We start from the raw sequence: 23,790 nt of genomic DNA on the forward strand, positions 1-23,790 counted from the left end.
TCAGTCAAGCACTGGTGGAATGGCCGGGTGTGCGGCCGCTACGCCTCCAGCCGGGACGCCCGGGAACTGGCCCGGATCTTCGACGTCGAGGAGCCCGTGGAGCAGGTCCTGCCCGCCTCCTGGAACGTCGCCCCGACCGACCCGGTCCACGCCGTGCTGCAGCGGGGCGACGTCCGGCAGCTGCGCGTCCTGCGCTGGGGGCTGGTGCCGTCGTGGGCGAAGGACCCCCGGGGGCGGCCCGGCTGATCAACGCGCGCCGCGAGACGGTCACCCGCACCCCGGCATTTCGCACCGCCTACGCCCGCCGACGCTGCCTGCTGCCCGCCGACGGCTACGACGAGTGGCAGGTCGACGGAACCCGCAAGCAGCCGTGGTTCCTGTCCAGCCCGGACGGCGGCTCGCTGGCTCGACCCGGCGGTCGAGGACCCAGGAGCTCAGCTGCTCGTCCCGGCCGTTTCCGGTGCGCCCGTCGCCTGGCCGTGGGGCCCGCCGTCGGCAACGTCCGCAACGACGGGCCGGAGCTGGTGCAGCCGGTGGCGCCGGAGCAGCCGCCGATGCTCTTCTGACCCAGCTGCTCTGACTCGGCTGCGGCCCACCGGCACCTGCTGCGGTACAGGCGAGGTCCCGCGGGTGAAACCGCCGGGCCCGCGGGTAGGGCTGGCCCGACGCACCACCCCCCGATCAAGGAGCGCCGTTACCCGTGGACAGTCAGGACGCCCGCCAGCAGCTCGAGCAGATGCTCCGCGAGATCGACAGCACGACCGCGGTCCTCGCCGGAGAGGGCGCGGGAGAGTCCAGCGAGCTGAGCCACTCCGACCAGCACCCGGGTGACACCGCCAGCGAGCTGCAGGACGCCGACGAGCAGAACGCCCTGATCGAGAGTTCGTCGGTCCAGCGCGCCGAGGTCACGGCCGCGCTGGCCCGCCTGGACGACGGGACCTACGGCACCTGTCTGGACTGCGGCCAGCCGATCCCGGACGCCCGGCTCGAGGTGCGCCCGGAGGCGGCGCGCTGCGTGCTCGACCAGGAGAAGTACGAGGCGGCGAACGCCTAGCCGGGCCGCCGGGCACTGGCCACCAGGTGCAGGCCGGTCGACTCCCCCTCACGGTCCACGGTCAGCGCCAGCTCGGTCGTCACGAGCGTGTGCAGCGCCGCCGTTCCGCCCAGATCCAGCGCCCGCTCGACCGTCGCCGGACTCAGCACCGTGCGCGGCCGCACCCACTCGACGTCCAGGCCGGCCATGGTCAGCAGGGCGTGCAGCTCCTCCGGCCAGAAGCAGCGCAGGATGCTGCCGTCGCTGGTGGGCACCAGCACCACGTCGGCCGACGGCGCGTCGGCGAGCTCGGCCCAGCGGCCCTGCTCGGCCAGCCGCGCCAGCCCGAGCAGCAGCGACTCGACGACGAGCAGCAGCCTGCCGCCGGGCCGCAGGATGCGCACCAGGTGCTCCGCCGTCACCTCCGTGGCCAGGCACATCGACAGCGCCCGCGACTCCGCCAGCACGAGATCGACGGCGCCGTCCTGCAGCCAGTGCAGCGAGCGCGAGTCGGCGACCACCGGCAGCAGCCGGCCCGGGGCGGGGGCCGCCGGCGGCTCCACGGTGCGCGACATGACGTGCACGACCTCGTGGCCGTCCGCGGCCAGCTGCTCGGCGAACCGACGCCCGCCCGAGATGTCGAGGATGCGTGCCGGCTGCTCCGGCAGCCACTCGGCCAGCTGCGCGGCCGCTACCCGGTCGTAGAAGAGCCAGTAGGGCGAGCCGGGCGGCGGCACCGGAGTCGCCTGGACAGCGGTCGCCGGGACAGCGTCCTGCGCCAGCAGCCGAGTCGGTGGCCAGATGCCGCGCACCGGAGCGTCCTACCCTCTGCGGCGTGGCCGACTCCTGCTCGAGCGCACAGATCATCACTCCGGTCGGCCCCGCCCGCACGCTGACCGAGGGGCCGCCCGCAGGGGCGACGCTCGTCCTCGGGCACGGCGCGGGTGGCGGCATCCACGCGCCCGACCTGCTTGCCGCCCGGGATGCGGCGCTGGCGGTGGGCCTGCGGGTGGTGCGGGTCGAGCAGCCGTGGCGGGTGAGCGGCCGGAGGGTGGCCGAGGCGGCAGCGCGACTCGACGTGGCATGGACGGCCGTGCTGGGCGGCCTCGAGGGTCCGGTCGTGGTGGGCGGACGCAGCGCCGGGGCGCGGGTCGCCTGCCGGACCGCCACGGCCACGGGGGCGGTGGCCGTGCTCGCGCTGGCCTTCCCACTGCGCCCGCCCGGCTGCCCGGAGCGGACCCGGCTGCCGGAGCTGCTGGCGCCGGACGTCCCGCGGTTGGTCGTCCAGGGCGACCGGGACGCCTTCGGGGTGCCGCAGCCCGCGTCCGGCGTCGACCTGCACGTCGTCGCCGGGGCAGACCACGCTTTCGCGGTGCGTCGGGCGGACGGGCGGACCGCGGCGCAGGTGGCCGCCGAGGTGCGTGCGGTCGTCGCGGCCTGGCTCGGGCGGCTCAGCTACCCGTAGACCTCGGGCGACCGGCTCGGCTACACGCTGACGTAGACCTCGTCGGCGACCGCGGCATCCAGCCGCCCGGCTGTGCCGCCGATCGTGAGCAGCACCTGCCCCTCCGCGGATCCGTCGACGAGGATCTCCTGACCGGGCAGCAGCCGCAGCTGTTCGAGCTCCTGCATCCGGTGGACCTGGGTCTGCAGGTTCTCGTCGATCCGGCGGACGACGCACGGCCGGCCGGCCGGCACGGCGGACAGCTTCTGCAGCGGGCCGTTCTCCACGACGTTGGCCGAGCCCGGGATGGGGCTGCCGTGGGGGCAGCTGCCCGGATCGCCGAGCAGCTCCACCAGGTGGCGCTCGAGGCTGTCGCTGATCGCGTGCTCGAGTCGGCAGGCCTCCTCGTGCACCTGCGGCCACGGGACCTTCAACACGTCCACCAGCAGCACCTCGGCCAGCCGGTGCTTACGCAGCATCGAGGTGGCGTAGGCCCGTCCCGTCGGGGTGAGGTGCAGGACCCGGTCGGTGTCCAGCGTGAGGTAGCCCTCCCGCTCCAGTCGCTTCACGGTCTCGCTGACCGCCGGTGCGGACACCCCGAGCCGCTCGACGATGCGTGCGCGCATCGGGCTGATCCCCGCCTCCTCGAGCTCGAGGACGGTCTCCAGGTACTGCTCGACCGCGGGGTGATGGCCTTCCATGCGCGCGATCGTACGTCCCGGCGGCGGCGGGAGCCGGGGAACAGACACCGGTCCGGGCGACGTTCTGACACACCGTGCAGGTTCACCCTCTTGCCAGCAGATCCGACGCCGCCGGTGCGGCCGCCGCGGCCGGCGGCTGGGCGCCCTGGCCGGTGATCGCCGGGTCCGTCGCTACCGGTCCGACGCGGCCGCCCGCCGCCCGCGTACCCTCTGACCCCGTGGTCGTGGTTCGCCCCGTGTGGGACCGCGCAGTGCCGGAGGAGGTGGGAGCAGTGGAGGCAGAGACCAGCGAGCAGCGGCGCGCGCGCTTCGAGCGCGACGCGTTGCCCTTCCTCGACCAGCTCTACTCCGCGGCCCTGCGCATGACGCGCAACCCGGCCGATGCCGAGGACCTGGTGCAGGAGGCCTTCGTCAAGGCCTTCGCCGCGTTCCACCAGTTCCAGGAGGGCACCAATCTCAAGGCCTGGCTCTACCGGATCCTGACCAACACTTTCATCAACACCTACCGCAAGAAGCAGCGGCAGCCGCAGCAGAGCCCCACCGAGGAGATCACCGACTGGCAGATCGCCGCGGCCGAGGCGCACACCAGCACCGGCCTGCGCAGCGCCGAGATGGAGGCGCTGGACCACCTGCCCGACTCCGACGTCAAGGAGGCGCTGCAGGCACTGCCCGAGGACTTCCGGATGGCGGTCTACCTCGCCGACGTCGAGGGTTTTGCCTACAAGGAGATCGCCGAGATCATGGGCACTCCCATCGGCACCGTCATGAGCCGGCTGCACCGCGGCCGGCGGGGCCTGCGAAGCCTGTTGGCCGACTACGCCGTCGAGCGCGGGCTGGTGCCGGTGGGCACCGGTACCGAGGGGTCGGCATGAGCTGCGGTGACCCGCACGAGACCCCGTGCAGCGAGGTTCTCGAGGCGGTCTACCTCTACCTCGACGGCGAGCAGGACGCGCACCACCACGAGCAGGTGCGCATCCACCTCGACGAGTGCGCCCCGTGCCTGCGGCAGTACGGCCTGGAGCAGGCCGTGAAGTCCCTGGTCGCCCGCTGTTGCGGCAGCGACCACGCGCCGCTCGAGCTGCGGACCCGCGTCCTCACCCGTATCCAGCAGGTCCGCCTCGAGATCGAACAGGTGGAGTACCGGGCCGAATAGGGTCTGCAGGATGACCTGGCTGGTGACCGGCGGTGCCGGCTACATCGGCGCGCACGTGGTGCGGGCCCTGGTCGCGGACGGCGCACCGGTCGTCGTCCTGGACGACCTGTCCACCGGTGATGCCTCCCGGGTCGACCCGGCCGCGGCCTTGGTCGAGGGCAGCGTGCTGGACCGGGCCCTGGTCCGTCGGGTCCTGCGCGGGCACGAGGTCACCGGGCTGGTGCACATCGCGGCCAAGAAGCAGGTCGGCGAGTCGATGGCCGACCCGCTGCTCTACTACCGGGAGAACGTCGAGGGCCTGATCGCGCTGCTCGACGCCTGCCGTGACGAAACCGTGGACCGGATCGTCTTCTCCTCCAGCGCCGCCACCTACGGGCTGCCCGACGTCGACCTGGTCGACGAGGACACCCCCGGTGTGCCGCTGTCGCCGTACGGCGAGAGCAAGCTCATCGGTGAGTGGGTCCTGCGGCACTGTGAACGGGCGTACGGCCTGCGGGCCATGAACCTGCGGTACTTCAACGTGGCGGGAGCCGCGGTCCCCGAGCTGGGCGACACTGGCGTGTTCAACCTGATCCCGATGGTCTTCGAGCGGCTGCAGGCGGGGAAGCGGCCGCGGGTGTTCGGCGGCGACTACCCCACGCCGGACGGCACCTGCGTGCGCGACTACGTCCACGTCGGGGACGTCGCCGCCGCCCATCTGGCCGCCGCGCGGGCGCTGGAGGCGGGCGCCGCCGGCGCGACCTACAACATCGGGCGGGGCGAGGGCAGCTCGGTACTCGACGTGCTGCGGGTGGTCGGGCAGGTCACCGGTCTGGACGCGACCCCGGAGGTCGTGCACCGCCGGCCGGGGGACCCGGCGCGCATCGTGGCCTCGGTCGAGCGGATCGAGCGGGGGCTGGGCTTCACCGCGTCGCACGACCTGCGGTCCATGGTCGAGAGCGCCTGGGCCGGCTGGCAGCTGCGGCATCCCTGAGCCGCCCGACAGCAGCCGCCGGACGCGCGAGAGCCCCCGCTCCCTGGCGGGGCGGGGGCTCTGCTCATGCGGGGATCTTCGTACGGGATCTTCGTATGGGATGATCTTCGTACGGGAGCTAGGCGTTCGGGCGCTTGCCGTGGTTGGCGGCGTTCTTCTTGCGCGCGCGGCGCTTGCGACCTCGCTTGGCCATGGTCGGACCTCCTCTTGACGGCGGCCACCAGCGTTGCACACAATGTGAGCTGAGCGCAGGGCGCTCAAGGTTGTGGATCGAGTAGACAGCATGGAGGAAGTCATGCAGGTCCAGAGGTTCGACCCCTTCACCGTCCTCGCCCGGATGGACCGCGAGTTCGACGAGCTGGTTCGCCGCGGCTTGACCGGCAGTCGTGACAGGACTGCTGCGATGGCCGGTTTCGTGCCGGCCGTCGAGGTGGTGCGTGAGGGCCAGGACGTCGTGGTGCGGGTGGAGCTGCCGGGGGTCGACATCGAGCACGACGTGGCGATCGAGGTCGACCGGGGCAAGTTGATCATCAGTGGTGAGCGCCGCGATGCGCGCAACGAGCAGACCGAGGGTGTGCTGGTGCGCGAGCTGCGCTACGGGCAGTTCCGCCGTGAGTTCGCGCTGCCGCCGGGGGTGTCCCCCGAGCAGGTGGAGGCGGCCTACGACGCCGGCCTGCTCGATGTACGGGTGCGCGGCGTCGTGCAGCCCGAGCCGGCGACCGTACGGGTCCCGATCACGACTCGCCGTCCGGCCGAGCAGGGTGCCGTGGAGGCAACGCACGACGACGAGCCGGCGACGGTCTAGTCGCGAGTGGCGGCAGGGGCGGCAGCGGGCGCCGAAGGGACCCGCGCCGCCCCGGCCCGGCCGCCCGGCCCGTCGCGCCGACCCCGATCATCCCCAGCGTCACCAGCTGACCGAGCCCCGCGGCCACCAGCACGTCGCCCATGCTGATCACCTCGGGTCGCAGCGGCAGCGGCAGCGGGATCACGTCTGCGAGGGGGTGTAGCCGGGTGTCGGCCCCCGCCGGCTCGTGTCGGGCACCGGTACCGGTCAGCAGGTCCTGCACACCCACCCCCGCCCGGCCGGCAGCCTCCGCCGACACCGGCATCGCGCCGTTGGCTCCCACCACCAGGGCGTTGGCCGCCAGGCCGACAGCCACCAGGCCGGTGCCGCGGATGCCGCGGTTGCGCACGAGGAACGCGACCACCAGGGCCGCGGAGGCGATCAGGCCGAGCGGGTACAGGGGCCCGCCCCCGACGGCTCCCAGCAGCTGCGCGGCCAGCGCGCCCACGACCAGCCGGCGCGAGCGCAGCGGCAGCGACCCCAGCCGGTCCAGGCTGCCGCCCCGTGCCCAGCCGATGGCCAGCGCGGCGACCAGTACGACCAGGACGAGGGACACCCCGCTAGTCTCGCCGCCGCCGCGTGGGCCCGCCCCGCGACCCGCTGAGGGAGAGGACCCGCGTGCCCGACCTGCAGATCAGCTCCGAGGGCGGCATCCTGCGGCTGCACATCGACCGGGAGGCCAAGCGCAACGCGCTGTCGGCGGACGTGCTGCGGCCGATGCTCGCGGCGCTGCGCGAGCCGGCCGGGGCACGGGTCGTGCTGCTGACCAGCGCCGGTGACCGCGTCTTCTGCGCCGGCGTCGACCTCGTGCAGATGGCTCCCAGCGCCACCGGACTCGAGGTGCACGAGGGCCGCGGGCTGCTGCGTGAGGTGGTGCTCGCCATGCGGGCCTGCCCGGTGCCCGTGGTGGCCGGCGTCCAGGGGCTGTGTCTGGCCGGCGGCGTCGGGCTCGTGCTCGGCTGCGACCTCGTGCTGGCCGCCGAGACCGCGGCCTTCGGCCTGCCGGAGGTCGACCTGGGCCTGTGGCCGTTCATGGTGGGCGCCCTGCTCGGCCGGCACGTCAGCCCCAAGCGGGCGATGGAGCTGATGCTGTCCGCCCGCCGGGTCCCGGCCCAGGAGGCACTCGAGATGGGCCTGCTGTCGCGGGTCGTTCCCGCCGCCGACCTGCGTGCCGAGACCGAGCAGCTCGTAACCGCGCTGGCCCGCAAGCCGCCGGTCGCCGTACGCCTCGGCAAGGCCGCCTTCCACGCGGCGATGGAGACGACGCTGGCACCCGGGCTCGAGGCGATGCAGGCGCAGCTGTCGCTGCTGAACACCACCGAGGACGCCGCCGAGGGCGTCGGGGCCTTCCTGCACAAGCGCACGCCGCAGTGGAAGGGCCGCTGAGCAAACGCCTTGCGTCCTGCTGAGAGGCCACCTGTACGCGGGGCTCAGCAGGACGCAAGAGGGAACCCCCCTTGCGTCCTGCTGAGAGGCCACCTGTACGCGGGGCTCAGCAGGACGCAAGGGCGGTCGTACGCTGCCCGGCATGAGTGAGCAGCCGCCCAGCGAGACCGTCCTCGACACCCCGGGCTCGGCCGGCCACGACCCGGACCGCCCGGCGGCCCTGCTGGAGTTCATGGCCACCGGCTGGGCGCCGCGCCCGGACGACCTGCCGGCAGAGGCCCCCGGCGCCGCCTACCGCGCCCGCCGCCGCGCCGCCCTGGCCGCCCGCTTCCCCGGTGAGCGGCTGGTCGTCCCGACCGGCGGCTACAAGACCCGCGCCAACGACACCGAGTACCGCTTCCGCCCGGCCACCGAGTTCGCCCACCTGGTGGGCTCGCACGAGCCGGACGCCGTCCTGGTCGTGGAGCCCGACGGCAGCAGCGTGCTCTACCAGGCGCCGGTTCTGGATCGCTCCACGCCCGCCTTCTTCACCGACCGGATGTACGGCGAGCTGTGGGTCGGGCCGCGCCCGTCGCTGGAGGCGACGCAGGTCCGGCTCGGGATCGAGACCCGTCCGCTCGAGGAGCTGGACAAGCTCAGCGGCCCGGCGCGGGTCGTGGGGGGATACGACCGCCGTGTCGAGGAGCTGTTCACGACAGAGCAGGAGGCGGACAAGGAGCTCACGACGTTCCTGAGCGAGCTGCGGCTGGTCAAGGACGAGCACGAGGTGATCCAGCTGCAGGACGCCGTCGATGCCACGATCGCGGGCTTCGAGGACGTCGTACGCCAGCTCGACCGCGCCAAGGCCACCAGCGAGCGCTGGATCGAAGGGGTGTTCGGGCTGCGGGCGCGGGTCGAGGGCAACGACGTCGGTTACGGCAGCATCTGCGCCGCCGGCGCCCACGCCTGCACGCTGCACTGGACCGACAACGACGGCGCGGTTCGGGACGGCGAGCTGGTGCTGCTCGACATGGGGGTGGAGAACGCCGAGCTCTACACGGCCGACGTCACCCGCACGCTCCCGGTCAGCGGCACCTTCACCCCCCGGCAGCGCCAGGTCTACGAGCTGGTCTACCGGGCGCAGGAGGCGGGCATCGCCGCCTGCCGCCCCGGAGCGGAGTTCCTCGAGCCCCACCGGGCCGCGATGCAGGTGCTGGCGCACGGGCTGGTCGAGCTCGGGGTGCTCGCGGACGCCGAGACGGCGCTCGCCGAGGACGCGCAGCTCTATCGTCGCTACACGCTGCACGGCGTCAGCCACATGCTCGGGCTCGACGTGCACGACTGTGCCCGCGCGCGCTCCGAGGTCTACCGCGAGGGCCCGCTGCAGCCGGGTCACGTCCTGACCGTCGAGCCGGGCCTGTACTTCCAGCCCGACGACCTGACGGTCCCGGCCGACCTGCGGGGGATCGGCGTACGGATCGAGGACGACATCCTCATCACCGAGGACGGCTGTCGCAACCTGAGCGCCGCGCTGCCGCGGGACCCCGACGGTGTCGAGGCCTGGATGGCGCGACTGCTCCCCTGAGCGAGCGCTTCAGGTCCCGGCCGCGGGCGCCGAAGGATCCTCCGTGACCTCCTCCATCGAGCCCTTCCTGCGCGCTCTGGTCGAGTGCGGCGGTTCCGACCTGCACTGCAAGGTCGGCTCGCCGCCCCGGGTGCGGATCGACGGCAAGCTGCGCAAGCTGCAGACCCGGGACCTGACCTCCGCCGACACCGACCAGATGGTCCGCGACGTGCTGCGCGAGGACCTGGTCGAGGACTTCCAGCGGACGAACGAGGCCGACTTCGCCTACTCCATGAGCGGGGTGGGGCGGTTCCGCGTCAACGCGTTCCGGTCGCGCGGCTCGTGCGGTCTGGTCTTCCGCCGGGTCAGCGTCGGCGCGATTCCGCTGACCGAGCTCGGCCTGCCCGCGGTGCTGGCCTCGCTGGCGATGGAGCCCCGCGGCCTGGTGCTCGTGACCGGCCCGACCGGCTCGGGCAAGACGACGACGCTGGCCGGGATGATCGACCACATCAACGCCAACAAGGAGGTGCACATCGTCACGATCGAGGACCCGATCGAGGTGCTGCACTTCGACAAGATGGCGATGGTCAACCAGCGCGAGGTGCGGGTCGACACCGAGGATTTCGTCACCGCCATGCGGGCCGCGATGCGGCAGGACCCCGACGTCATCCTGGTCGGCGAGATGCGCGACCACGAGACGGTCAAGGCCGGCCTCGCCGCCGCCGAGACCGGCCACTTCGTCATGTCGACGCTGCACACCACCGACGCTGCGGAGACCATCAACCGGGTCATCGACTTCTTTCCGCCGCACGAGCAGAAGCAGGTCCGGCTGGCGCTGGCCGCCTCGCTGCGCGGCATCATCTGCCAACGCCTGGTGCCGCGCGCCGACGGGGAGGGCCGCTGCGTCGTCATGGAGATCGCCGTCAACACCGGCCGCATCGCCGACGCCATCGCCGATCCCGACAAGACCTCGACCATCGGGCAGCTGATCGCGGACGGCTCCTACTACGGGATGCAGACCTTCGACCAGCATCTGGTGTCGTTCATCCGGGACGGCGTCATCACGATGGAGGCGGCGATGGCCGCCAGCACCAGCCCGCACGACCTCACCGTCGAGCTCCGCCGCCTCGGCCTGGTCGCCTGACCCCTGGCCTTGCGTCCTGCCCTCTGAACCTGGCTGCGCTCGAGTTGGCAGGACGCTACGTGGTGGATGTGCCGTGCTCGACACAGCGGGCCGACCAGCCGGTGGGCGTCACCTGGACGACCCTCCGCCGACGGCAGTGCGCGCAGTAGCGGGGCGGGTCGAGTTCGGCCGCGCGCCGACAGGCGAGGTGTCCCTCCGCGGTGAGCACCTCTCCGCACTGCCCGCACCACGGTGCGAGCGGCAGCGCGTAGGTCCGCAGGTCCAGCCCCGGCACCGGTGACCAGTCGAAGGCGGGGGTGCGGACGAAGCCGAGTCGTTCGTACAGCCGGTGTGCGGCGGTCATGTCCTCCTGCGACGACAGGCGTACGAGGCTGCAGCCGTCGGCGCGGGCCGCCTCCAGGCAGGCCCGCACCAGCGCCTCGCCGACGCCCGAGCCGCGGGCGGCGGGACCCACCACGAGCATCCGGATCACCGCCTCACCCGGCGCCGCCTGCTCGGCCCACTCGCCGCCGCGGGTGGCGACCGTGACCGCCCCGACCACCCTTCCCGTCAGCTCGGCCACCAGGACCGTCGCCGTCCCGGCGCGGGAGGCCACGGCACGCAGCGCCGGCTCGTAGTCGGCCGAGCTGTAACCCTCACCGCGGTAGACCGCCACGGTCAGCTCGGCCACCGCCTCCCACTGCTCGGGTCGGGCGACGAGGACGGTGAGCGACGGCACCCGACGATCGTGCCGGAGCGGTCATGGAACGCTGACACAGGGGCAGACTGCAGAACATGTTCTTCTTCTTCTCGAACACTCTCGGCTGTCTGCCGAGCCTGCTCCTGTCGATCGTCGTCACCGTCGTGCTGCTGCTGATCTTCGGCGTGCTCTAGCAAGACATCGCACGACGCTCTGCAGGTGCGTGCGCGCGCAGCTGTACGCCGCTGTGCCCACCGGCCGCCCGCCGCCCGCCGCCCGCCGCCCGCTCACCGCCCGCCGCCCGCCGCCCGCTCACCGCCCGCTGACGCACCATGATCAACGCCGGACTTCCTCATCTACGGCGGCCAGCAAAAGTGGGGAAAACCGGCGTTGATCATGCTTGTCGACAGACGGCCCGGCCGGCGCAGGCGGGCCGGTCAGCCTGCAGCCTGCTTCCCGCCGGCCGCTCGCAGCGCCTCGACCTCGTCGCGTACCGGGCAGCCGGCCAGGTGGTCGCCGACCAGGCCGCACGCCTGCATCAGCGCGTACACCGTGGTCGGGCCGACGAAGGCGAAGCCGGCCCGCTTCAAGGCCTGGGCGGCGGCGGCGCTGGCCGGGGTCGAGCCCGGGACGTCGGACCAGGCCGTGTACCGGGTCGACGGGACCTCGGCGTACGACCACAGCAAAGCGGGCAGCCCGCCACGCTCGCGCAGCTCGAGTACTGCCCGGGCGTTGGTGACGCAGGCCCGCAGCTTCGGCGCCGAGCGGATCAGCCGCGCGTCGGACATCAGCGGCGCGACGTCCAGGTCGGCGACGACTTCGGGATCGAACCCGGCGAAGACCTCGCGCAGCGCCGCCCGCTTGCGCAGCACGGTGACCCACGCCAGCCCCGCCTGGAAGCCTTCGAGGCAGATCTTCTCGTAGAGCGCCTGCTCCGAGCGCTGGGGCCGGCCCCATTCCTCGTCGTGGTAGCGCTCGTAGAGGGCATCGCCCTCCCCGAAGCACCTCGGCATCAGATCGTCAGATCGTCTGCGAGATCGCCTTGATCGGCATCTGCAGGTTCTGCAGTATGTCCAGGTCCTCGGTGGCGGGTCGGCCCAGGGTGGTGAGGTAGTTGCCGACGATGACGGCGTTGATGCCGCCGAGCATCCCGTTGCGGGCCAGGTCGCCGAGGGTGATCTCGCGGCCGCCGGCGAAGCGCAGGATCGTGCGTGGCAGCGCCAGCCGGAAGACCGCGATCGCCCGCAGTGCGTCGTTCGCTTCCATCACCGGCAGGTCGCCGAACGGCGTGCCCGGCCGCGGGTTGAGGAAGTTCAGCGGGACCTCGTCCGGCTCGAGCGCGGCCAACTGCGCGGCGAACTCCGCGCGCTGCTCGAGCGTCTCGCCCATGCCCAGGATGCCGCCGCAGCAGACCTCCATGCCCGCATCCCGCACCATCCGCAGGGTCTCCCAGCGCTCCTCCCACGTGTGGGTGGTCACGACGGCGGGGAAGTGCGAACGCGCCGTCTCCAGGTTGTGGTTGTAGCGGTGCACACCCATCGCGGTCAGCGCGTCGACCTGCTCCTGGGTGAGCATCCCGAGTGAGCAGGCGACCTGGATGTCGACCGCCGCGTGGATCGCCTTCACCCCCGCCTCGACCTGCGCCATCAGCTTGTCGTCCGGTCCGCGTACGGCGGCGACGATGCAGAACTCGGTCGCGCCCGTGGCCGCCGTCTCGACCGCCGCCTGCACCAGCGACGGGATGTCGAGCCAGGCCGCGCGCACCGGGGAGGGGAACAGTCCGGACTGGGAACAGAAGTGGCAGTCCTCCGGGCAGCCTCCGGTCTTGAGGCTGATGATCCCCTCGACCTCCACCTCCGGGCCGCAGTACCGCAGCCGGACCTCGTGGGCCAGCTGCAGCAGCTCGGGCAGCCGATCCCCGTCCAGCTGCAGACAGGCCAGCGCCTGCTCCTGGGTCAAGGGAACGCCGCGCTCGAGCACCTGCTCGCGCGCGGCCTGGAGGACATCCACCATCAGCTCGGTCATGAGCGTTGAGTCTGCCAGCCGCGCCCCGCACACCGTCACGCAGTCTTCTTGTGGCCGACACGGGGCGTACGCCGCGGCCAGGCAGCCTGCTGCTCAGCGCGATCCGTTCGTCTGCGCACCGCTCTCGAGGAGGCACCGTGACCGCACACAGCACCTGGCCGGACGAGGTCGCCTTCATCGCCGACGACCCCCGCCGCGGAACCTCCGACCAGCTGGACCTGGCCGCCACCTGGCGACGTAGCGGCTCCAACGACGCCTGGCGGCTGTCCTGGTTGCGCGACACCGGCGAGCTCTACCTCTGCCGCGCTGACGGCTACGACGGGACGTGCACCGACGTGCAGGTGCTCGCTGTCGTGCGGCGCGAGAGTGACGTCGACGTGATGCTCGAGGGCTGGCGCGAGCGGCGCACCGACCCCGACGGGCTGTCCTGGGTGCTCGGCCGGCTCTCCCCGCTCGCGGTCGCCTCGTAGCGACGAGTGCCTGCCCGGCCGGTACGCCTGCTTACCCTGGGCGGGTGTCGACCCTCGCTGACCTGGTCCGGGCGCGGACCGGCCTGGACGAGAGCGACGTCGAGTGGCTGCACCGCCTGGTGGGCGAGTGGCAGCTGGTCGCGGACCTGTCCTTCGCCGACCTCGTCCTGCGGGTCCGTACGCACGAGGGCTCCTGGCTGACGGTCGCCCACATGCGGCCGACGACCGGCCCGACGACCTGGGCCGAGGACATCGTCGGCGCCGAGGTGCCGGCCGCCGCTGCTCGCCGGTTCGAGCTGGCCGCCTCGACCGGCCGCCTCTCGCGGGAGGGTGAGCCCGCGTGGCGCGGCCGGGTGCCGGTACGGGTGGAGGTCGTGCCGGTGCGCCGAGGCTCCAGGGTGCTCGCGGTGCTGACCCGGGAGAGCGATCTGACGGCCACCCGGATGCCCAGTGCGCTCGAGCTGACCTACCTGACCACCGCCGGCGAGCTGCTCCAGATGATCGGCGAGGGCCGCTTCCCGTTCCCAGGCCCCGTGCCCGATCCCGAGCACGCGCCGCGCGTGGGGGACGGTCTGTTGCGCCTGGACCGCACCGGGCACGTCGTCTACGCCAGCCCGAACGCGCTGTCGGCGTACCGGCGGCTCGGCGTTCCGGGCGATCTGCTCGGGGCGCACCTGGGCAGCACAGTGGCCCGGCTGACCGCTGCTCCGGGCATGCTCGACGAGCCGGGTGCCTCGGCCGCGCTGGCGGCGGTACTCCGCTTCGGCGAGCCGCGCGAATCCGAGGTGGAGGCGCAGGGCGCCACGGTGCTGCTGCGTGCGCTGCCCCTGACGCCTGGTGGTGAGCCGCGCGGCGCCCTGGTGCTGGTGCGCGACGTGACCGACCTGCGCCGCCGCGACCGCCAGATCCTCGGCAAGGACGCCACCATCCGGGAGATCCACCACCGGGTGAAGAACAACCTGCAGACGGTGGGCGCGCTCCTGCGCCTGCAGGCCCGGCGGGTCGACGCGCCGCAGGCCCGGCTCGCGCTCGAGGAGTCCGTACGGCGCGTCGCGTCCATCGCGATCGTGCACGAGACGCTGTCGCAGACGCTCGAGGGCGAAGTCCCGTTCGACGAGGTGGCCGACCGGGTGCTGGCGATGTGCGCGGAGGTGGCCGCACCCGACGCGAACGTCGCTGTACGGCGCAGCGGCAGCTTCGGCGACCTGCCCGCCGAGGTGGCCACGGCGCTGTCGATGGTGCTCACCGAGCTGGTGCAGAACGCCGTCGAGCACGCCTACCCCGAGCCGGGGGAGGGCTTGATCGTGGTCGCCGCGGCGCGCGAGCCCGGTGCGCTGGTGGTGCAGGTGCGGGACGAGGGGGCCGGTCTGCCGGCGGGCTTCGACCTGTCGGGATCGGCTCGGCTCGGCCTGCGCATCGTGCGCACGCTGGTCGAGGGCGAGCTGCGCGGCTCCCTGGTCGTCGAGCCCGGCACCCCTCAGGGGACCTGCGCGGTGCTGCGGGTGCCGCTCTAGACCCCGCTCGAGACCGCGCCTCGGGTCCAGAGCGTTCCGCCGGCCGGAACCGGAGGGGCCCCGATGCCCGGGTCCTGCGCGCTCGCCCCGGTGACCTGCCGGAAGGCCAGCACACCGCCCACCACCAGCAGACCCAGCAGGAGCAGCGAGAGCAGCCGGAACCGCCAGACCGCCACCCAGACCGGTGCGGGCTCGCGCGCCAGCACCGGGGGCCGGATCCAGCGTTCGGTCAAGCGAACGGTCAGCCGGCGCGGACGCCGGCGCGGGCGCCACGCCGTGTCAGGGCACGCCGCTCGTCCTCGCTCGTGCCACCCCAGACGCCGGCGTCCTGGCCGGTCTCGAGCGCCCAGATCAGGCAGGGCTCCACCGCCGGGCAGCGGCGGCAGACCACCTTCGCCTGCTCGACCTGTGTCGCGGCGGGCCCGGTCGTCCCGATCGGGAAGAAGAGCTCCGGGTCCTCGTCGCGGCAGAGCGCTTCGTGGCGCCAGTCCATCGGTCCAACTCCTCAGTTCTGCGGCCGCGCGCCCTTGCACGTCGACCGCGGGGGTCAGGAGCGTGCCGCCGAAAGGCAGCACGAGGGGCAACTTAGTAGTCGCCAGGGGGTAGCCCGGCACCTCATCCAGCTGAGAGCCGTCGCCGGATCTCTTGTCGTTCAGCCTTGCACCGGCGGTACGAGCGTGGCAAGCGTTGACCGAACGTGATTCGGCTCCGGGGGTGAGGCCTTCGTCACGTTGTCCCGCATGCGCTCGCCGTGCCCCGCGTTCCGACCGGCTACACCTGCCGCGCGCCGGGAACTTCAGGCCAGGACGTCGAGGGCGTCCGGCACGGCCCGGAAGATCACATCGGTCCGGTCGCCCAGGTCGTCGCCATCGACCTGCAACGCCGCCGGCCGGTCCGCGGTGAGCCGGAAGCCCGTGGCGTCGTGCAGCGACAGCACGGAGCGGCCGCGCGGTCGCGCCCGCCGGGACAGGATCTGCCGCAGGTGCCGCAGCGTGCTGAGGGTGCCGAGGGTGCGCAGGCCGAAAAGGTCCAGCCCGTCGTCGAAGGAGGCATGGGGGCAGGGCCGGACGGGCCGCGAGCCGAGATAGGTCCACGGGTCGCTGTTGCACACCAGCGCGAGGCCGATCCGCTCCGGCGGCCGTCCGTCGGCGTGCAGGGTGAGGGCCGGCTCGGAGCGGTTGCCGTGCAGGAAGAACTGCCGGAGGCCCTGGCGTACGAACAGCCCGGGCGTCGCCTTGTGGCCGGCGGCCCGCTTGCGCTCCACCCGGCGTACGACGTCGGCGTCCATGCCCAGACCGGCGCAGAAGGTGAACCAGCGCTCGTCGGCCTGCCCGAGGCCGATGCTGCGCCGGCGGTCCTCGCGCAGGGCGTCGAGGAGCTGGCTGGTGGCCTCGACCGGTGAGGCCGGTAGGCCGAGGGCCCGGGCGAAGACATTGGTGCTGCCACCGGGGACGACGGCGAGTGCGGGAAGCCCCGCGGCCGGGCCGTCGGCGAGCAGCCCGTTGACCACCTCGTTGACGGTGCCGTCGCCGCCGAGCGCCACCACCACGTCGAGTCCGTCGACCACGGCCTGGCGGGCCAGCGAGGTGGCGTGGCCGCGGGCCTCGGTCTGCACGACATCCAGCTTGGCCTGACTGGCCAGGGCGCGCGTGAGCACGTCGCGCATCCGCTCGGTGGTGGCTGTGGCCTTGGGGTTGACGACCAGCAGCGCACGCATGTGAGCGACCCTACCGCCAGTAGTCTGGCCGATCGTGAGTTCGCCCGTGACCCGCGCCGCGCTGCTGGTGGGGTTCGAGGGCGGGGCGCTGGCCCTGCTCGGTTTCGGTTATGGCCTCGCCGGGGTGTTCGGCACCCCGTACGACCGTACTGCGACGCTGGTGGAGGCCGGGTTCACTGTCGTCGTGGGCGGGCTGGTGCTGTTCGTGGCGCGCGGCCTGCGCAGGACTGCTGGCTGGTCGCGCTCGCCGGCCGTCGTCGTGCAGCTGCTCGCCGTGCCCGTCGGGGTGGGACTGCTCCAGGGCCGCGTCTGGTACGCCGCGCTGCCGGTGCTCCTGCTGGCGGGCGGCGTCCTCCACCAGCTGGCCACGCCCGAGGCGCGGCTGGCCTTCCGCGGGATCGACTAGCTGCCGGCGCTGCGCGACGGCTCGTACCGGCTGGAGATCCGCACCGGCCCTACTCCTCGGCGAGCAGCCGGGTGCGCAGCTGGGCGAGCGTGCGGGCCAGCAGGCGCGAGACGTGCATCTGGCTGATCCCGAGCTCGGCGGCGATCTGCGACTGGGTCATGTTGCCGAAGAACCGCAGCATGAGGATCTTCTTCTCGCGCGCCGGGAGCTGCTCGAGCAGCGGCTTGAGCGACTCGCGGTACTCCACGCCCTCGAGTGCGTCGTCCAGCACGCCGAGGGAGTCCGCGACCGCCGGTGAGTCGTCGTCGCCGCCGTCGGGTGCATCCAGGCTCACCGCGGAGTAGGCGTTCGCCGATTCCAGCCCCTCGAGGATCTCCTCCTCGGTCATCCCCAGGTGCTGCGCGAGCTCGGCCACCGTGGGGGAGCGGCCGTTCTTCTGGGACAGCTCGCTGGTGGCCTTGGTGAGGCTGAGCTTGAGCTCCTGCAGGCGGCGCGGCACCCGGATCGCCCAGCCCTTGTCGCGGAAGTGCCGCTTGATCTCGCCGACGATGGTGGGGGTGGCGTAGGTGGAGAACTCCACGCCCCGCTCCAGATCGAACCGGTCGACGGACTTGATCAGGCCGATCGTCGCCACCTGGATGAGGTCGTCGAGCGGCTCACCGCGGTTGCGGAAGCGGCGCGCAAGGTACTCGACCAGCGGCAGGTGCGCCTCGACCAGCTCCTCGCGCAGCCGGACCCGGGACGGGTCGTCCTCCGGCATCGTGGACAGCCGTTCGAACATCGCCCGCGCCCGCGCGCGGTCGGCGGCGGTCCGTTCGGCGCGGGCCGTGAGCGGCACGGCCTCCACCTCGACCGGAGGTGCATCGAGGTCGAGCACCGTCTCCTGGCCGGGCGGGAACGGCTGCGCCGGGGTCTCGACAGCGTCGATGCCGGGAGCCTCGCTCACGGCGCCAGGCCGTCGTCGTCGGCCTTGGTCTTGTGCAGGGTCAGCGTCACCCGGCTGTCGCCGTCCACGGAGCTGTCCACCTCACCGGCCAGCGCTGTCAGCACCGTCCAGGCGAAGGTGTCGCGCGAGGGCTGCTGCCCGTCGAGGGTCAGGACGCTGACCGCCACGTCGATGGCGTCGGCGGTCAGTTCGAAGCGGCACTCGAGGTCGGCGCCGGCCATGGCCTGGGTGAGCAGCATGGCGCAGGCCTCGTCGACCGCGATCCGCAGGTCCTCGATGTCGTCGATGGTGAAGTCCAGCCGCGATGCCAGGCTTGCGGTGGCCGTGCGCAGCACGGACAGATAGGCACCTGCCGCCGGCAGCCGGAGCACCACGACGTCACGGCCGGCGTCGCCGGAGAGTGCGGCGGCGTTCTCCGCCACGGGTCGTTCCGTCCTGGTCGACGTGCCCTTGCGGTCGGCCATGCGCCCTCCGGGTGCCGGCGTGGCCGGCGGTCGCTCCTGCTCATGGGCCCGGGCCGGGTAGCGGCAGCCGGACGCACCGGTGGGTCGCACCGGTCAGGACAATCCTATGTCCGCACGGAAGCATCCGACACTCAGCGCACGCCTTCGGGCCCGGCTGCGCCCTCGGCCAGCGCCCGGAGGTGCCGGCCCTCCGTCCGCCAGGTCGTCCACGCGTCCTGCGCCGCGGCACCCAGCGAGCGGTAGAAGCCGATCGCCGGTTGATTCCAGTCGAGGACCCACCACTCCAGCCGCGGGTAGCCACGCTCCACGCACACCGCCGCGAGCTCCTGCAGCAGCGCCCGGCCCAGTCCCTGTCCACGGACCGCGGGCCGGACGAACAGGTCCTCCAACCACAGGCCGGGACGGCCCTTCCAGGTGGAGAAGGTGACGTACCAGAGCGCGAAGCCCGCGACCGATCCGTCGGCGGCGAGGGCGACGTGGCACGACGCCACCGGGCGCGGCCCGAACAGCGCTTCGTGCAGCATCGGCTCGGTGGCCTCGACGGCATCCGGCTCACGCTCGTAGGCGGCCAGCTCGCGGACCAGCTCGAGCAGGACGGGCACGTCGGCCTCGACGGCCGGGCGGACTAGGCGTTCCACGGCGGCGGTACCAGCACTCTCTCGGCCATCCGCAGACCCTGGCATGCCGAAGGCCGGCCCCGCACGGGGACCGGCCTTCGGCAACGGGATCAGGCGGCCGGCTTCTCGTACGCCTTGCCCTTGGTCTCCCAGAAGATGGTGGCGATCTCGTCGATGCCGTCGAGCAGCTTCTGGCCCTCGGCGGGGTCGATCTTCTGCTTGGCGCCGGTGCCGCTGGCCAGCTTGATCGTGTCGTTGACCAGGGTGTGCAGCTGCGGGTACTTCTCGAAGTGCTCGGCCTTGAAGTAGTCGTGCCACAGCACGGCGAGGTGGTGCTTCACGAGCGTGGCCCGCTCGCCGATGATGCCGATCGCCCGGCCGCGGAAGACCGGGTCCTCGTTGGCGAGGTACTTCTCCTGCATGGCCTTGACGGACTGCGCCTCGATACGGGCCTGGGCGGGGTCGTAGACGCCGCAGGGCAGGTCGCAGTGGGCCGAGACGACGGTCCGCGGAGTGAGCAGGGCGGTGAGGAAGCTGCGCAGGAGCATGCTCGTCCTTCCGATCGTGGTGGGGTCTGGTCTCTGTCACGACCCTAGCCCTGGAGGTCCACTGCGCACCGTCCTGGTCGAGGGACCGTCGATGCTGCCGACCCTGCACCCCGGAGACTGCCTGCTCGTACGACGAGCAGGTCGGGTCACCGCCGGATGCATCGTGGTGGCCCGCTTCCCGGCGCGGCCGGACCTGCTGGTGGTCAAGCGGGCTGTCCGCTCGGTGGACGAGCTGTGGTGGCTCGAGAGCGACAACCCGGCGGTCACCGACGACAGCCGCAGGTACGGGCCGGCGCAGGTGTTCGGCCGGGTGGTGCTGCGCTACTGGCCGCTGCCGGTCCGCAGACTGCCGCGCAGGCTGTCGTAGCAGCGCAGGCAGTCGTCGTACGCCGGGAGGAGCCCGGACGCCTGGGCCTGCGCGAGCGTGGGCGCGGCGGCGTCCTTGTCGGACAGCAGCGCCTCGACGTCGTCCGGCCACGGCAGGTCCAGCGCCGGATCGAGGGGGGAGATGCCGTGCTCGTGCCCGGGGTTGTAGGGCTCGCTGCACAGGTAGGTGACGTCGGCGTTGTCGGTCAGCGCCAGGAAGGCGTGGCCCAGTCCCTCGGACAGGTAGACGCCGCGACGGTCCCGGTCGTCGAGCCGGACGGCGTCGCTGATGCCGAACGTCGGCGACCCGACGCGGATGTCCACGACGACGTCGAGGACCGCTCCACGGGTGCAGTAGATGTACTTTCCCTGTCCCGGCGGCACGTCGGCGAAGTGCACGCCGCGCAGGGTGCCCCGGCTGCTCACGCTGTGGTTGGCCTGCTGCACGGTCAGCGGCTGGCCGACCGCTCGCGCGAAGACCTCCGCCTTGAACCACTCGAGGAAGACCCCGCGGGGGTCGGGGAACTGCCGCGGGGTGAACGACCACGCACCCGGCACCTTCAGCTCGTCGACCTGCACACCACGAACCCTAGTCAGGGGTCCGGCGCCGACCGGCCGCCGGACCTGCGAGGATGGGGTGGTCTCGCACGGGTGACCCCCGTCCGGCCGGCCCCTGCTCGACCCACCCGTCGGGCCGGTCCGCGCCGTTCGCCCACCCATCCCGTCCGAGGAGAACCATGTCCGCCCCGCTGGAGGGCTCGCGCGTGTCGACGCCGGCGCCCCGACCTGCTCTCGACCTGGTCGGTCCGGTCACCGACCGCGACGCCGACGCCGCCTTCGCCCTGCATCGGGGCGGCAAGGTCCAGATCGTCTCGAGCGTCCCGCTGGAGACCCGGGAGGACCTGTCGCTGGCATACACCCCAGGTGTCGCGAAGATCTGCACCGCCATCGCCGAGCAGCCCGACCTCGCCTACGACTACACCTGGAAGTCGCACACGGTCGCGGTCGTCACCGACGGCACGGCGGTGCTGGGCCTGGGCGACATCGGTCCGACGGCCGCGCTGCCGGTGATGGAGGGAAAGGCGCTGCTGTTCAAGCAGTTCGGTGGGATCGACGCCGTCCCGATCTGCCTCGACGTCACCGACCTCGACGACCTGGTCGAGACGGTCGTGCGGCTGGCACCGGCCTTCGGTGGCATCAACCTCGAGGACATCAGTGCCCCGCGCTGCTTCGAGGTCGAGCGGCGGGTGCAGGAGCGGCTGGACATCCCGGTCTTCCACGACGACCAGCACGGCACCGCGATCGTCGTGCTCGCCGCCCTCCGCAACGCCGCGACCCTGACCGGACGCTCGCTGTCCGACCTGCGCGTGGTGGTCTCCGGTGCCGGCGCGGCCGGTATCGCCGTATCGAAGATGATTCTCGAGGCCGGCATCGGCGAGCTCGCGATCGCCGACAGCAAAGGCATGGTGCACGCCGGCCGCGCGGACCTCAACGGCGTGAAGCGGCTGTTCGCCGAGATCAGCAACAAGGACAACCGCACCGGCAGCTTCATCGAGGCGCTGGCAGGGGCGGACGTCCTGGTCGGTCTGTCCTCCGGCACGATCCCGGTCGAGGCGGTCGCGTCGATGGCGCCGGACGGCATCGTCTTTGCGATGGCCAATCCCACCCCGGAGGTGCACCCCGACGTCGCCCGTGCCGCCGGCGCACGCGTCGTCGCGACCGGCCGCAGCGACTTCCCCAACCAGATCAACAACGTGCTGGCCTTCCCGGGCGTCTTCCGCGGCGCCATGGCCGTGCGCGCCACCCGCATCACCGAGGGCATGAAGCTGGCCGCCTCCGAGGCGCTGGCCGCGGTCGTCGGCGACGACCTCTGCGCGGAGTGCGTGATCCCCAGCGTGTTCGACACCAGGGTGGCTCCGGCCGTCGCCGAGGCGGTCGCCGCGGCCGCCCGGACCGAAGGGGTCGCCCGGCTCTAGCAGCCGCCACCTCGTACTGTCGGTGGATGCTTGCTGCCACCTGCACCTCCCAGTCCGCCGATGACCCGCTGTCCGGCCTGACGGTCGGCGACCGCCCCGAGCCACAGGCAGCCGAGGGATGGGCGACCGTCACGGTGCGGGCCGCCAGCCTGAACCACCACGACCTGTGGAGCCTGCGCGGCGTGGGGTTGGCCGCCGACCGGCTGCCGATGGTGCTCGGCTGCGATGCGGCGGGGGTGGACGAGGACGGCCGCGAGGTCGTCGTGCACGCCCTGGTCGGCGACCCGGACTGGACGGGTGACGAGACACTGGACCCCCGGCGCAGCATCCTGTCCGAGCTGCACCAGGGCACGCTGGCCGAGCAGGTCGTCGTGCCCCGCCGCAACCTGCTGCCCAAGCCGGCCGGTCTGTCCTTCGAGGAGGCAGCCTGCCTGCCGACGGCCTGGCTGACGGCCTACCGGATGCTGTTCACCAACGCCGCGGTCTCGCCCGGTGACCGCGTCCTGGTGCAGGGCGCCGGCGGCGGGGTCAGCACCGCCGCCATCGCGCTCGCCCGTGCGTCCGGCCTGGTCGTCTGGGTCACCGGCCGGGACGAGGCCAAGCGGGCCCGTGCGCTCGAGCTCGGCGCGCACGAGGTCTTCGAGCCCGGTGCGCGGCTGCCCGCCCGGGTCGACGCGGTGCTCGAGACGGTCGGCAAGGCGACCTGGTCGCACTCGATGAAGAGCCTGCGCCCCGGCGGCACGCTGGTGGTGTCCGGCGCGACGACGGGCGCCGACCCGGGCGCCGACCTCAACCGGCTGTTCTTCCTGCAACTGCGTGTCGTCGGGTCGACGATGGGCACCCGCGACGAACTCGCCGGCCTCCTGCGCCTGCTCGAGGCCACCGGCCTGCGCCCCCCGGTGGACGAGGTGATCCCGCTCGCGCAGGCGGCGCGGGGCTTCGAGCGGCTGGCTGCGGGGGACGTGGTCGGCAAGCTGGTCCTGACCCCCTAGGAGTTCCTGTGGTGCTGCCCGTCCACGACGTCAACCCGACGCGGCGCACCCCCTGGGTGACGCGGCTCCTGCTGGTCACCAATGTCGTCGCCTTCCTGATCAGCCCGATCGCGGTCGCGCCGCTGCTGGGCGAGGGCAACGCCGCCTCCCTCTGCCGGCAGGTCGCCTTTCTCGACGAGTACGCCGCCAAGCCGGCCGAGGTGGTGAGCAACGACCCGGCCGACGAGGTCGCCACCGGCGCGGTCGGCACATCGGCCGGTGGCCGCACCGGCTGCGTCACCCAGTCGCCGCCGCCCTACGAGAAGTCGCCGGCGCTGTCGGTGCTGTTCGCGATGTTCCTGCACGGTGGGTGGCTGCACCTGCTCGGCAACCTGTTGTTCCTCTACGTCTTCGGCAACAACGTCGAGGACCGGCTCGGCAAGGTGCGCTTCCTGGCCTTCTACCTCGGCTGCGGATACGCCGCCACGTACGGCTTCTCGCTGTTCTTCCACGGGTCGAGCCAGCCGCTCGTCGGCGCGTCCGGGGCGATCGCCGGAGTGCTCGGCGCTTATCTCGTGCTGTTCCCGAAGGCCCGGGTCTGGTCGCTGCTGACGTTCTTCTTCTTCCTGCCCGTACGCCTGCCGGCCTGGCTGGTGCTGGGCAGCTGGTTCGTGCTGCAGTACCTCTATGCGAGCGGTGCCGGCCTGTCGGAGGCAACCGGCACCGCCTACCTGGCCCACGTGCTCGGCTTCGTCGTCGGCGCCGCCCTCGTGTGGTCGCTGCGCGGCAGCGGCTCGGACCGCCGGATCGCCGACCCGCGGTGGGGTCCGTACGCGCGCAGGTGAGGGACGAGGCACTGCCGAGACCGCG

31 protein-coding genes and 1 pseudogene are annotated in these 23,790 nt (G+C 72.7%); 18 read left to right on the forward strand and 14 right to left on the reverse strand.

The genetic code is table 11. From position 1 onward, the window contains the following. Positions 1-27 precede the first annotated feature (27 nt). From WD794_15310 to WD794_15320, 3 genes are all read left to right on the forward strand, one after another. The gene (locus WD794_15310) at positions 28-246 is read left to right on the forward strand and encodes an SOS response-associated peptidase family protein (protein ID MEX2291680.1); all 219 of its coding nucleotides are present in this window, start codon (positions 28-30) and stop codon (positions 244-246) included. Then, a complete protein-coding gene (locus WD794_15315) occupies positions 213-566 on the forward strand; it encodes an SOS response-associated peptidase family protein (GenBank protein ID MEX2291681.1) in 354 nt (117 codons plus the stop codon). The genes WD794_15310 and WD794_15315 overlap by 34 nt, the downstream gene beginning before the upstream one ends. A 134-nt stretch (positions 567-700) precedes the next feature. Then, positions 701-1,054 (forward strand): TraR/DksA C4-type zinc finger protein, encoded by a 354-nt coding sequence (locus WD794_15320; GenBank protein MEX2291682.1) that lies wholly within the window; start codon positions 701-703, stop codon positions 1,052-1,054. On the opposite strand, the gene WD794_15325 is transcribed toward WD794_15320, so the two are convergent. Then, positions 1,051-1,845, reverse strand: coding sequence for a hypothetical protein (locus tag WD794_15325; protein ID MEX2291683.1), 795 nt, complete (start codon positions 1,843-1,845; stop codon positions 1,051-1,053). The two genes, WD794_15320 and WD794_15325, sit on opposite strands and share 4 nt — an antisense overlap. Before the next feature lie 23 nt (positions 1,846-1,868). Between WD794_15325 and WD794_15330 the strand changes: the two genes are divergently transcribed. Beyond that, positions 1,869-2,498 carry an alpha/beta family hydrolase gene (locus WD794_15330; protein MEX2291684.1) on the forward strand — a complete coding sequence of 210 codons (630 nt, stop codon included), beginning with the start codon at positions 1,869-1,871 and terminating at the stop codon, positions 2,496-2,498. 20 nt (positions 2,499-2,518) lie between these two features. On the opposite strand, the gene WD794_15335 is transcribed toward WD794_15330, so the two are convergent. After that, a complete protein-coding gene (locus tag WD794_15335; protein ID MEX2291685.1) occupies positions 2,519-3,178 on the reverse strand; it encodes a metal-dependent transcriptional regulator in 660 nt (219 codons plus the stop codon). Between the two features lie 251 nt (positions 3,179-3,429). Between WD794_15335 and WD794_15340 the strand changes: the two genes are divergently transcribed. From WD794_15340 to WD794_15355, 4 genes are all read left to right on the forward strand, one after another. Then, positions 3,430-4,050: a sigma-70 family RNA polymerase sigma factor gene (locus WD794_15340; protein MEX2291686.1), complete on the forward strand. Its 621-nt coding sequence runs from the start codon at positions 3,430-3,432 to the stop codon at positions 4,048-4,050. Then, complete coding sequence (gene rsrA, locus WD794_15345; GenBank protein MEX2291687.1) at positions 4,047-4,331, forward strand: mycothiol system anti-sigma-R factor; 285 nt, start codon at positions 4,047-4,049, stop codon at positions 4,329-4,331. The genes WD794_15340 and rsrA overlap by 4 nt, the downstream gene beginning before the upstream one ends. A 10-nt stretch (positions 4,332-4,341) precedes the next feature. Then, the gene (gene galE, locus WD794_15350) at positions 4,342-5,304 is read left to right on the forward strand and encodes a UDP-glucose 4-epimerase GalE (GenBank protein MEX2291688.1); all 963 of its coding nucleotides are present in this window, start codon (positions 4,342-4,344) and stop codon (positions 5,302-5,304) included. A 295-nt stretch (positions 5,305-5,599) separates the two neighbouring features. Further along, on the forward strand, positions 5,600-6,109 hold the full coding sequence (locus WD794_15355; protein MEX2291689.1) for an Hsp20/alpha crystallin family protein: 510 nt from the start codon (positions 5,600-5,602) through the stop codon (positions 6,107-6,109). On the opposite strand, the gene WD794_15360 is transcribed toward WD794_15355, so the two are convergent. After that, the gene (locus WD794_15360; protein MEX2291690.1) at positions 6,039-6,704 is read right to left on the reverse strand and encodes a DUF5317 domain-containing protein; all 666 of its coding nucleotides are present in this window, start codon (positions 6,702-6,704) and stop codon (positions 6,039-6,041) included. The genes WD794_15355 and WD794_15360 overlap by 71 nt on opposite strands. A gap of 62 nt (positions 6,705-6,766) precedes the next feature. Between WD794_15360 and WD794_15365 the strand changes: the two genes are divergently transcribed. The 3 genes from WD794_15365 to WD794_15375 all read left to right on the forward strand — a co-directional run bounded on the left by WD794_15365 (position 6,767) and on the right by WD794_15375 (position 10,221). Next, the gene (locus WD794_15365) at positions 6,767-7,534 is read left to right on the forward strand and encodes an enoyl-CoA hydratase/isomerase family protein (protein MEX2291691.1); all 768 of its coding nucleotides are present in this window, start codon (positions 6,767-6,769) and stop codon (positions 7,532-7,534) included. A 142-nt stretch (positions 7,535-7,676) separates the two neighbouring features. Next, the gene (locus WD794_15370) at positions 7,677-9,098 is read left to right on the forward strand and encodes an aminopeptidase P family protein (protein ID MEX2291692.1); all 1,422 of its coding nucleotides are present in this window, start codon (positions 7,677-7,679) and stop codon (positions 9,096-9,098) included. Positions 9,099-9,141: 43 nt separating this feature from the next. Beyond that, positions 9,142-10,221, forward strand: a complete 1,080-nt coding sequence (locus WD794_15375) for a type IV pilus twitching motility protein PilT (GenBank protein MEX2291693.1) — start codon at positions 9,142-9,144, stop codon at positions 10,219-10,221. A gap of 307 nt (positions 10,222-10,528) precedes the next feature. On the opposite strand, the pseudogene WD794_15380 reads toward WD794_15375, so the two are convergent. The 3 genes and pseudogenes from WD794_15380 to bioB all read right to left on the reverse strand — a co-directional run bounded on the left by WD794_15380 (position 10,529) and on the right by bioB (position 12,925). Beyond that, a pseudogene (locus WD794_15380) lies at positions 10,529-10,939 on the reverse strand (GNAT family N-acetyltransferase). 398 nt (positions 10,940-11,337) lie between these two features. After that, positions 11,338-11,913 (reverse strand): DNA-3-methyladenine glycosylase I, encoded by a 576-nt coding sequence (locus WD794_15385; GenBank protein MEX2291694.1) that lies wholly within the window; start codon positions 11,911-11,913, stop codon positions 11,338-11,340. 7 nt (positions 11,914-11,920) lie between these two features. Then, complete coding sequence (bioB, locus tag WD794_15390; GenBank protein MEX2291695.1) at positions 11,921-12,925, reverse strand: biotin synthase BioB; 1,005 nt, start codon at positions 12,923-12,925, stop codon at positions 11,921-11,923. A gap of 137 nt (positions 12,926-13,062) precedes the next feature. Here bioB and WD794_15395 point away from each other — a divergent pair, with 137 nt between their 5' ends. After that, positions 13,063-13,395: a hypothetical protein gene (locus WD794_15395; protein ID MEX2291696.1), complete on the forward strand. Its 333-nt coding sequence runs from the start codon at positions 13,063-13,065 to the stop codon at positions 13,393-13,395. A gap of 44 nt (positions 13,396-13,439) precedes the next feature. Then, on the forward strand, positions 13,440-14,909 hold the full coding sequence (locus tag WD794_15400) for a histidine kinase N-terminal domain-containing protein (protein ID MEX2291697.1): 1,470 nt from the start codon (positions 13,440-13,442) through the stop codon (positions 14,907-14,909). On the opposite strand, the gene WD794_15405 is transcribed toward WD794_15400, so the two are convergent. From WD794_15405 to WD794_15415, 3 genes are all read right to left on the reverse strand, one after another. Next, on the reverse strand, positions 14,906-15,142 hold the full coding sequence (locus WD794_15405) for a hypothetical protein (GenBank protein MEX2291698.1): 237 nt from the start codon (positions 15,140-15,142) through the stop codon (positions 14,906-14,908). The two genes, WD794_15400 and WD794_15405, sit on opposite strands and share 4 nt — an antisense overlap. 8 nt (positions 15,143-15,150) lie before the next feature. Then, positions 15,151-15,402 (reverse strand): WhiB family transcriptional regulator, encoded by a 252-nt coding sequence (locus WD794_15410; protein ID MEX2291699.1) that lies wholly within the window; start codon positions 15,400-15,402, stop codon positions 15,151-15,153. Positions 15,403-15,705: 303 nt separating this feature from the next. Then, entirely contained in the window at positions 15,706-16,626 is a 921-nt protein-coding gene (locus WD794_15415) for a diacylglycerol kinase family protein (GenBank protein MEX2291700.1), read from the reverse strand. Positions 16,627-16,660: 34 nt separating this feature from the next. On the opposite strand from WD794_15415, the gene WD794_15420 reads away from it, so the two are divergent. Further along, positions 16,661-17,032 (forward strand): hypothetical protein, encoded by a 372-nt coding sequence (locus WD794_15420; GenBank protein MEX2291701.1) that lies wholly within the window; start codon positions 16,661-16,663, stop codon positions 17,030-17,032. A gap of 49 nt (positions 17,033-17,081) precedes the next feature. On the opposite strand, the gene WD794_15425 is transcribed toward WD794_15420, so the two are convergent. From WD794_15425 to sodN, 4 genes are all read right to left on the reverse strand, one after another. Beyond that, a complete protein-coding gene (locus tag WD794_15425) occupies positions 17,082-17,978 on the reverse strand; it encodes an RNA polymerase sigma factor SigF (protein MEX2291702.1) in 897 nt (298 codons plus the stop codon). Then, on the reverse strand, positions 17,975-18,442 hold the full coding sequence (locus WD794_15430) for an anti-sigma regulatory factor (protein MEX2291703.1): 468 nt from the start codon (positions 18,440-18,442) through the stop codon (positions 17,975-17,977). Before WD794_15430 ends, WD794_15425 begins: the two co-directional genes overlap by 4 nt. Positions 18,443-18,573: 131 nt before the next feature. Next, complete coding sequence (locus WD794_15435) at positions 18,574-19,080, reverse strand: GNAT family N-acetyltransferase (GenBank protein ID MEX2291704.1); 507 nt, start codon at positions 19,078-19,080, stop codon at positions 18,574-18,576. 89 nt (positions 19,081-19,169) lie between these two features. Beyond that, positions 19,170-19,607 (reverse strand): superoxide dismutase, Ni, encoded by a 438-nt coding sequence (sodN, locus tag WD794_15440; GenBank protein MEX2291705.1) that lies wholly within the window; start codon positions 19,605-19,607, stop codon positions 19,170-19,172. On the opposite strand from sodN, the gene WD794_15445 reads away from it, so the two are divergent. Then, positions 19,606-19,974, forward strand: coding sequence for a S24 family peptidase (locus WD794_15445; GenBank protein ID MEX2291706.1), 369 nt, complete (start codon positions 19,606-19,608; stop codon positions 19,972-19,974). The two genes, sodN and WD794_15445, sit on opposite strands and share 2 nt — an antisense overlap. On the opposite strand, the gene rfbC is transcribed toward WD794_15445, so the two are convergent. After that, the gene (rfbC, locus tag WD794_15450; GenBank protein ID MEX2291707.1) at positions 19,929-20,552 is read right to left on the reverse strand and encodes a dTDP-4-dehydrorhamnose 3,5-epimerase; all 624 of its coding nucleotides are present in this window, start codon (positions 20,550-20,552) and stop codon (positions 19,929-19,931) included. The genes WD794_15445 and rfbC overlap by 46 nt on opposite strands. A 158-nt stretch (positions 20,553-20,710) precedes the next feature. On the opposite strand from rfbC, the gene WD794_15455 reads away from it, so the two are divergent. Genes WD794_15455 through WD794_15465 form a run of 3 tightly spaced genes read left to right on the forward strand, consistent with a single transcriptional unit; the run spans position 20,711 to position 23,765 of the window. Then, complete coding sequence (locus tag WD794_15455; GenBank protein MEX2291708.1) at positions 20,711-21,949, forward strand: NADP-dependent malic enzyme; 1,239 nt, start codon at positions 20,711-20,713, stop codon at positions 21,947-21,949. A gap of 26 nt (positions 21,950-21,975) precedes the next feature. Beyond that, positions 21,976-22,941, forward strand: coding sequence for a zinc-binding dehydrogenase (locus WD794_15460; protein ID MEX2291709.1), 966 nt, complete (start codon positions 21,976-21,978; stop codon positions 22,939-22,941). Between the two features lie 8 nt (positions 22,942-22,949). After that, positions 22,950-23,765 (forward strand): rhomboid family intramembrane serine protease, encoded by an 816-nt coding sequence (locus WD794_15465; GenBank protein ID MEX2291710.1) that lies wholly within the window; start codon positions 22,950-22,952, stop codon positions 23,763-23,765. Positions 23,766-23,790 lie beyond the last annotated feature (25 nt).

This window comes from Mycobacteriales bacterium, assembly GCA_040902655.1.
In the GTDB taxonomy this organism is placed as follows: domain Bacteria; phylum Actinomycetota; class Actinomycetes; order Mycobacteriales; family SCTD01; genus SCTD01.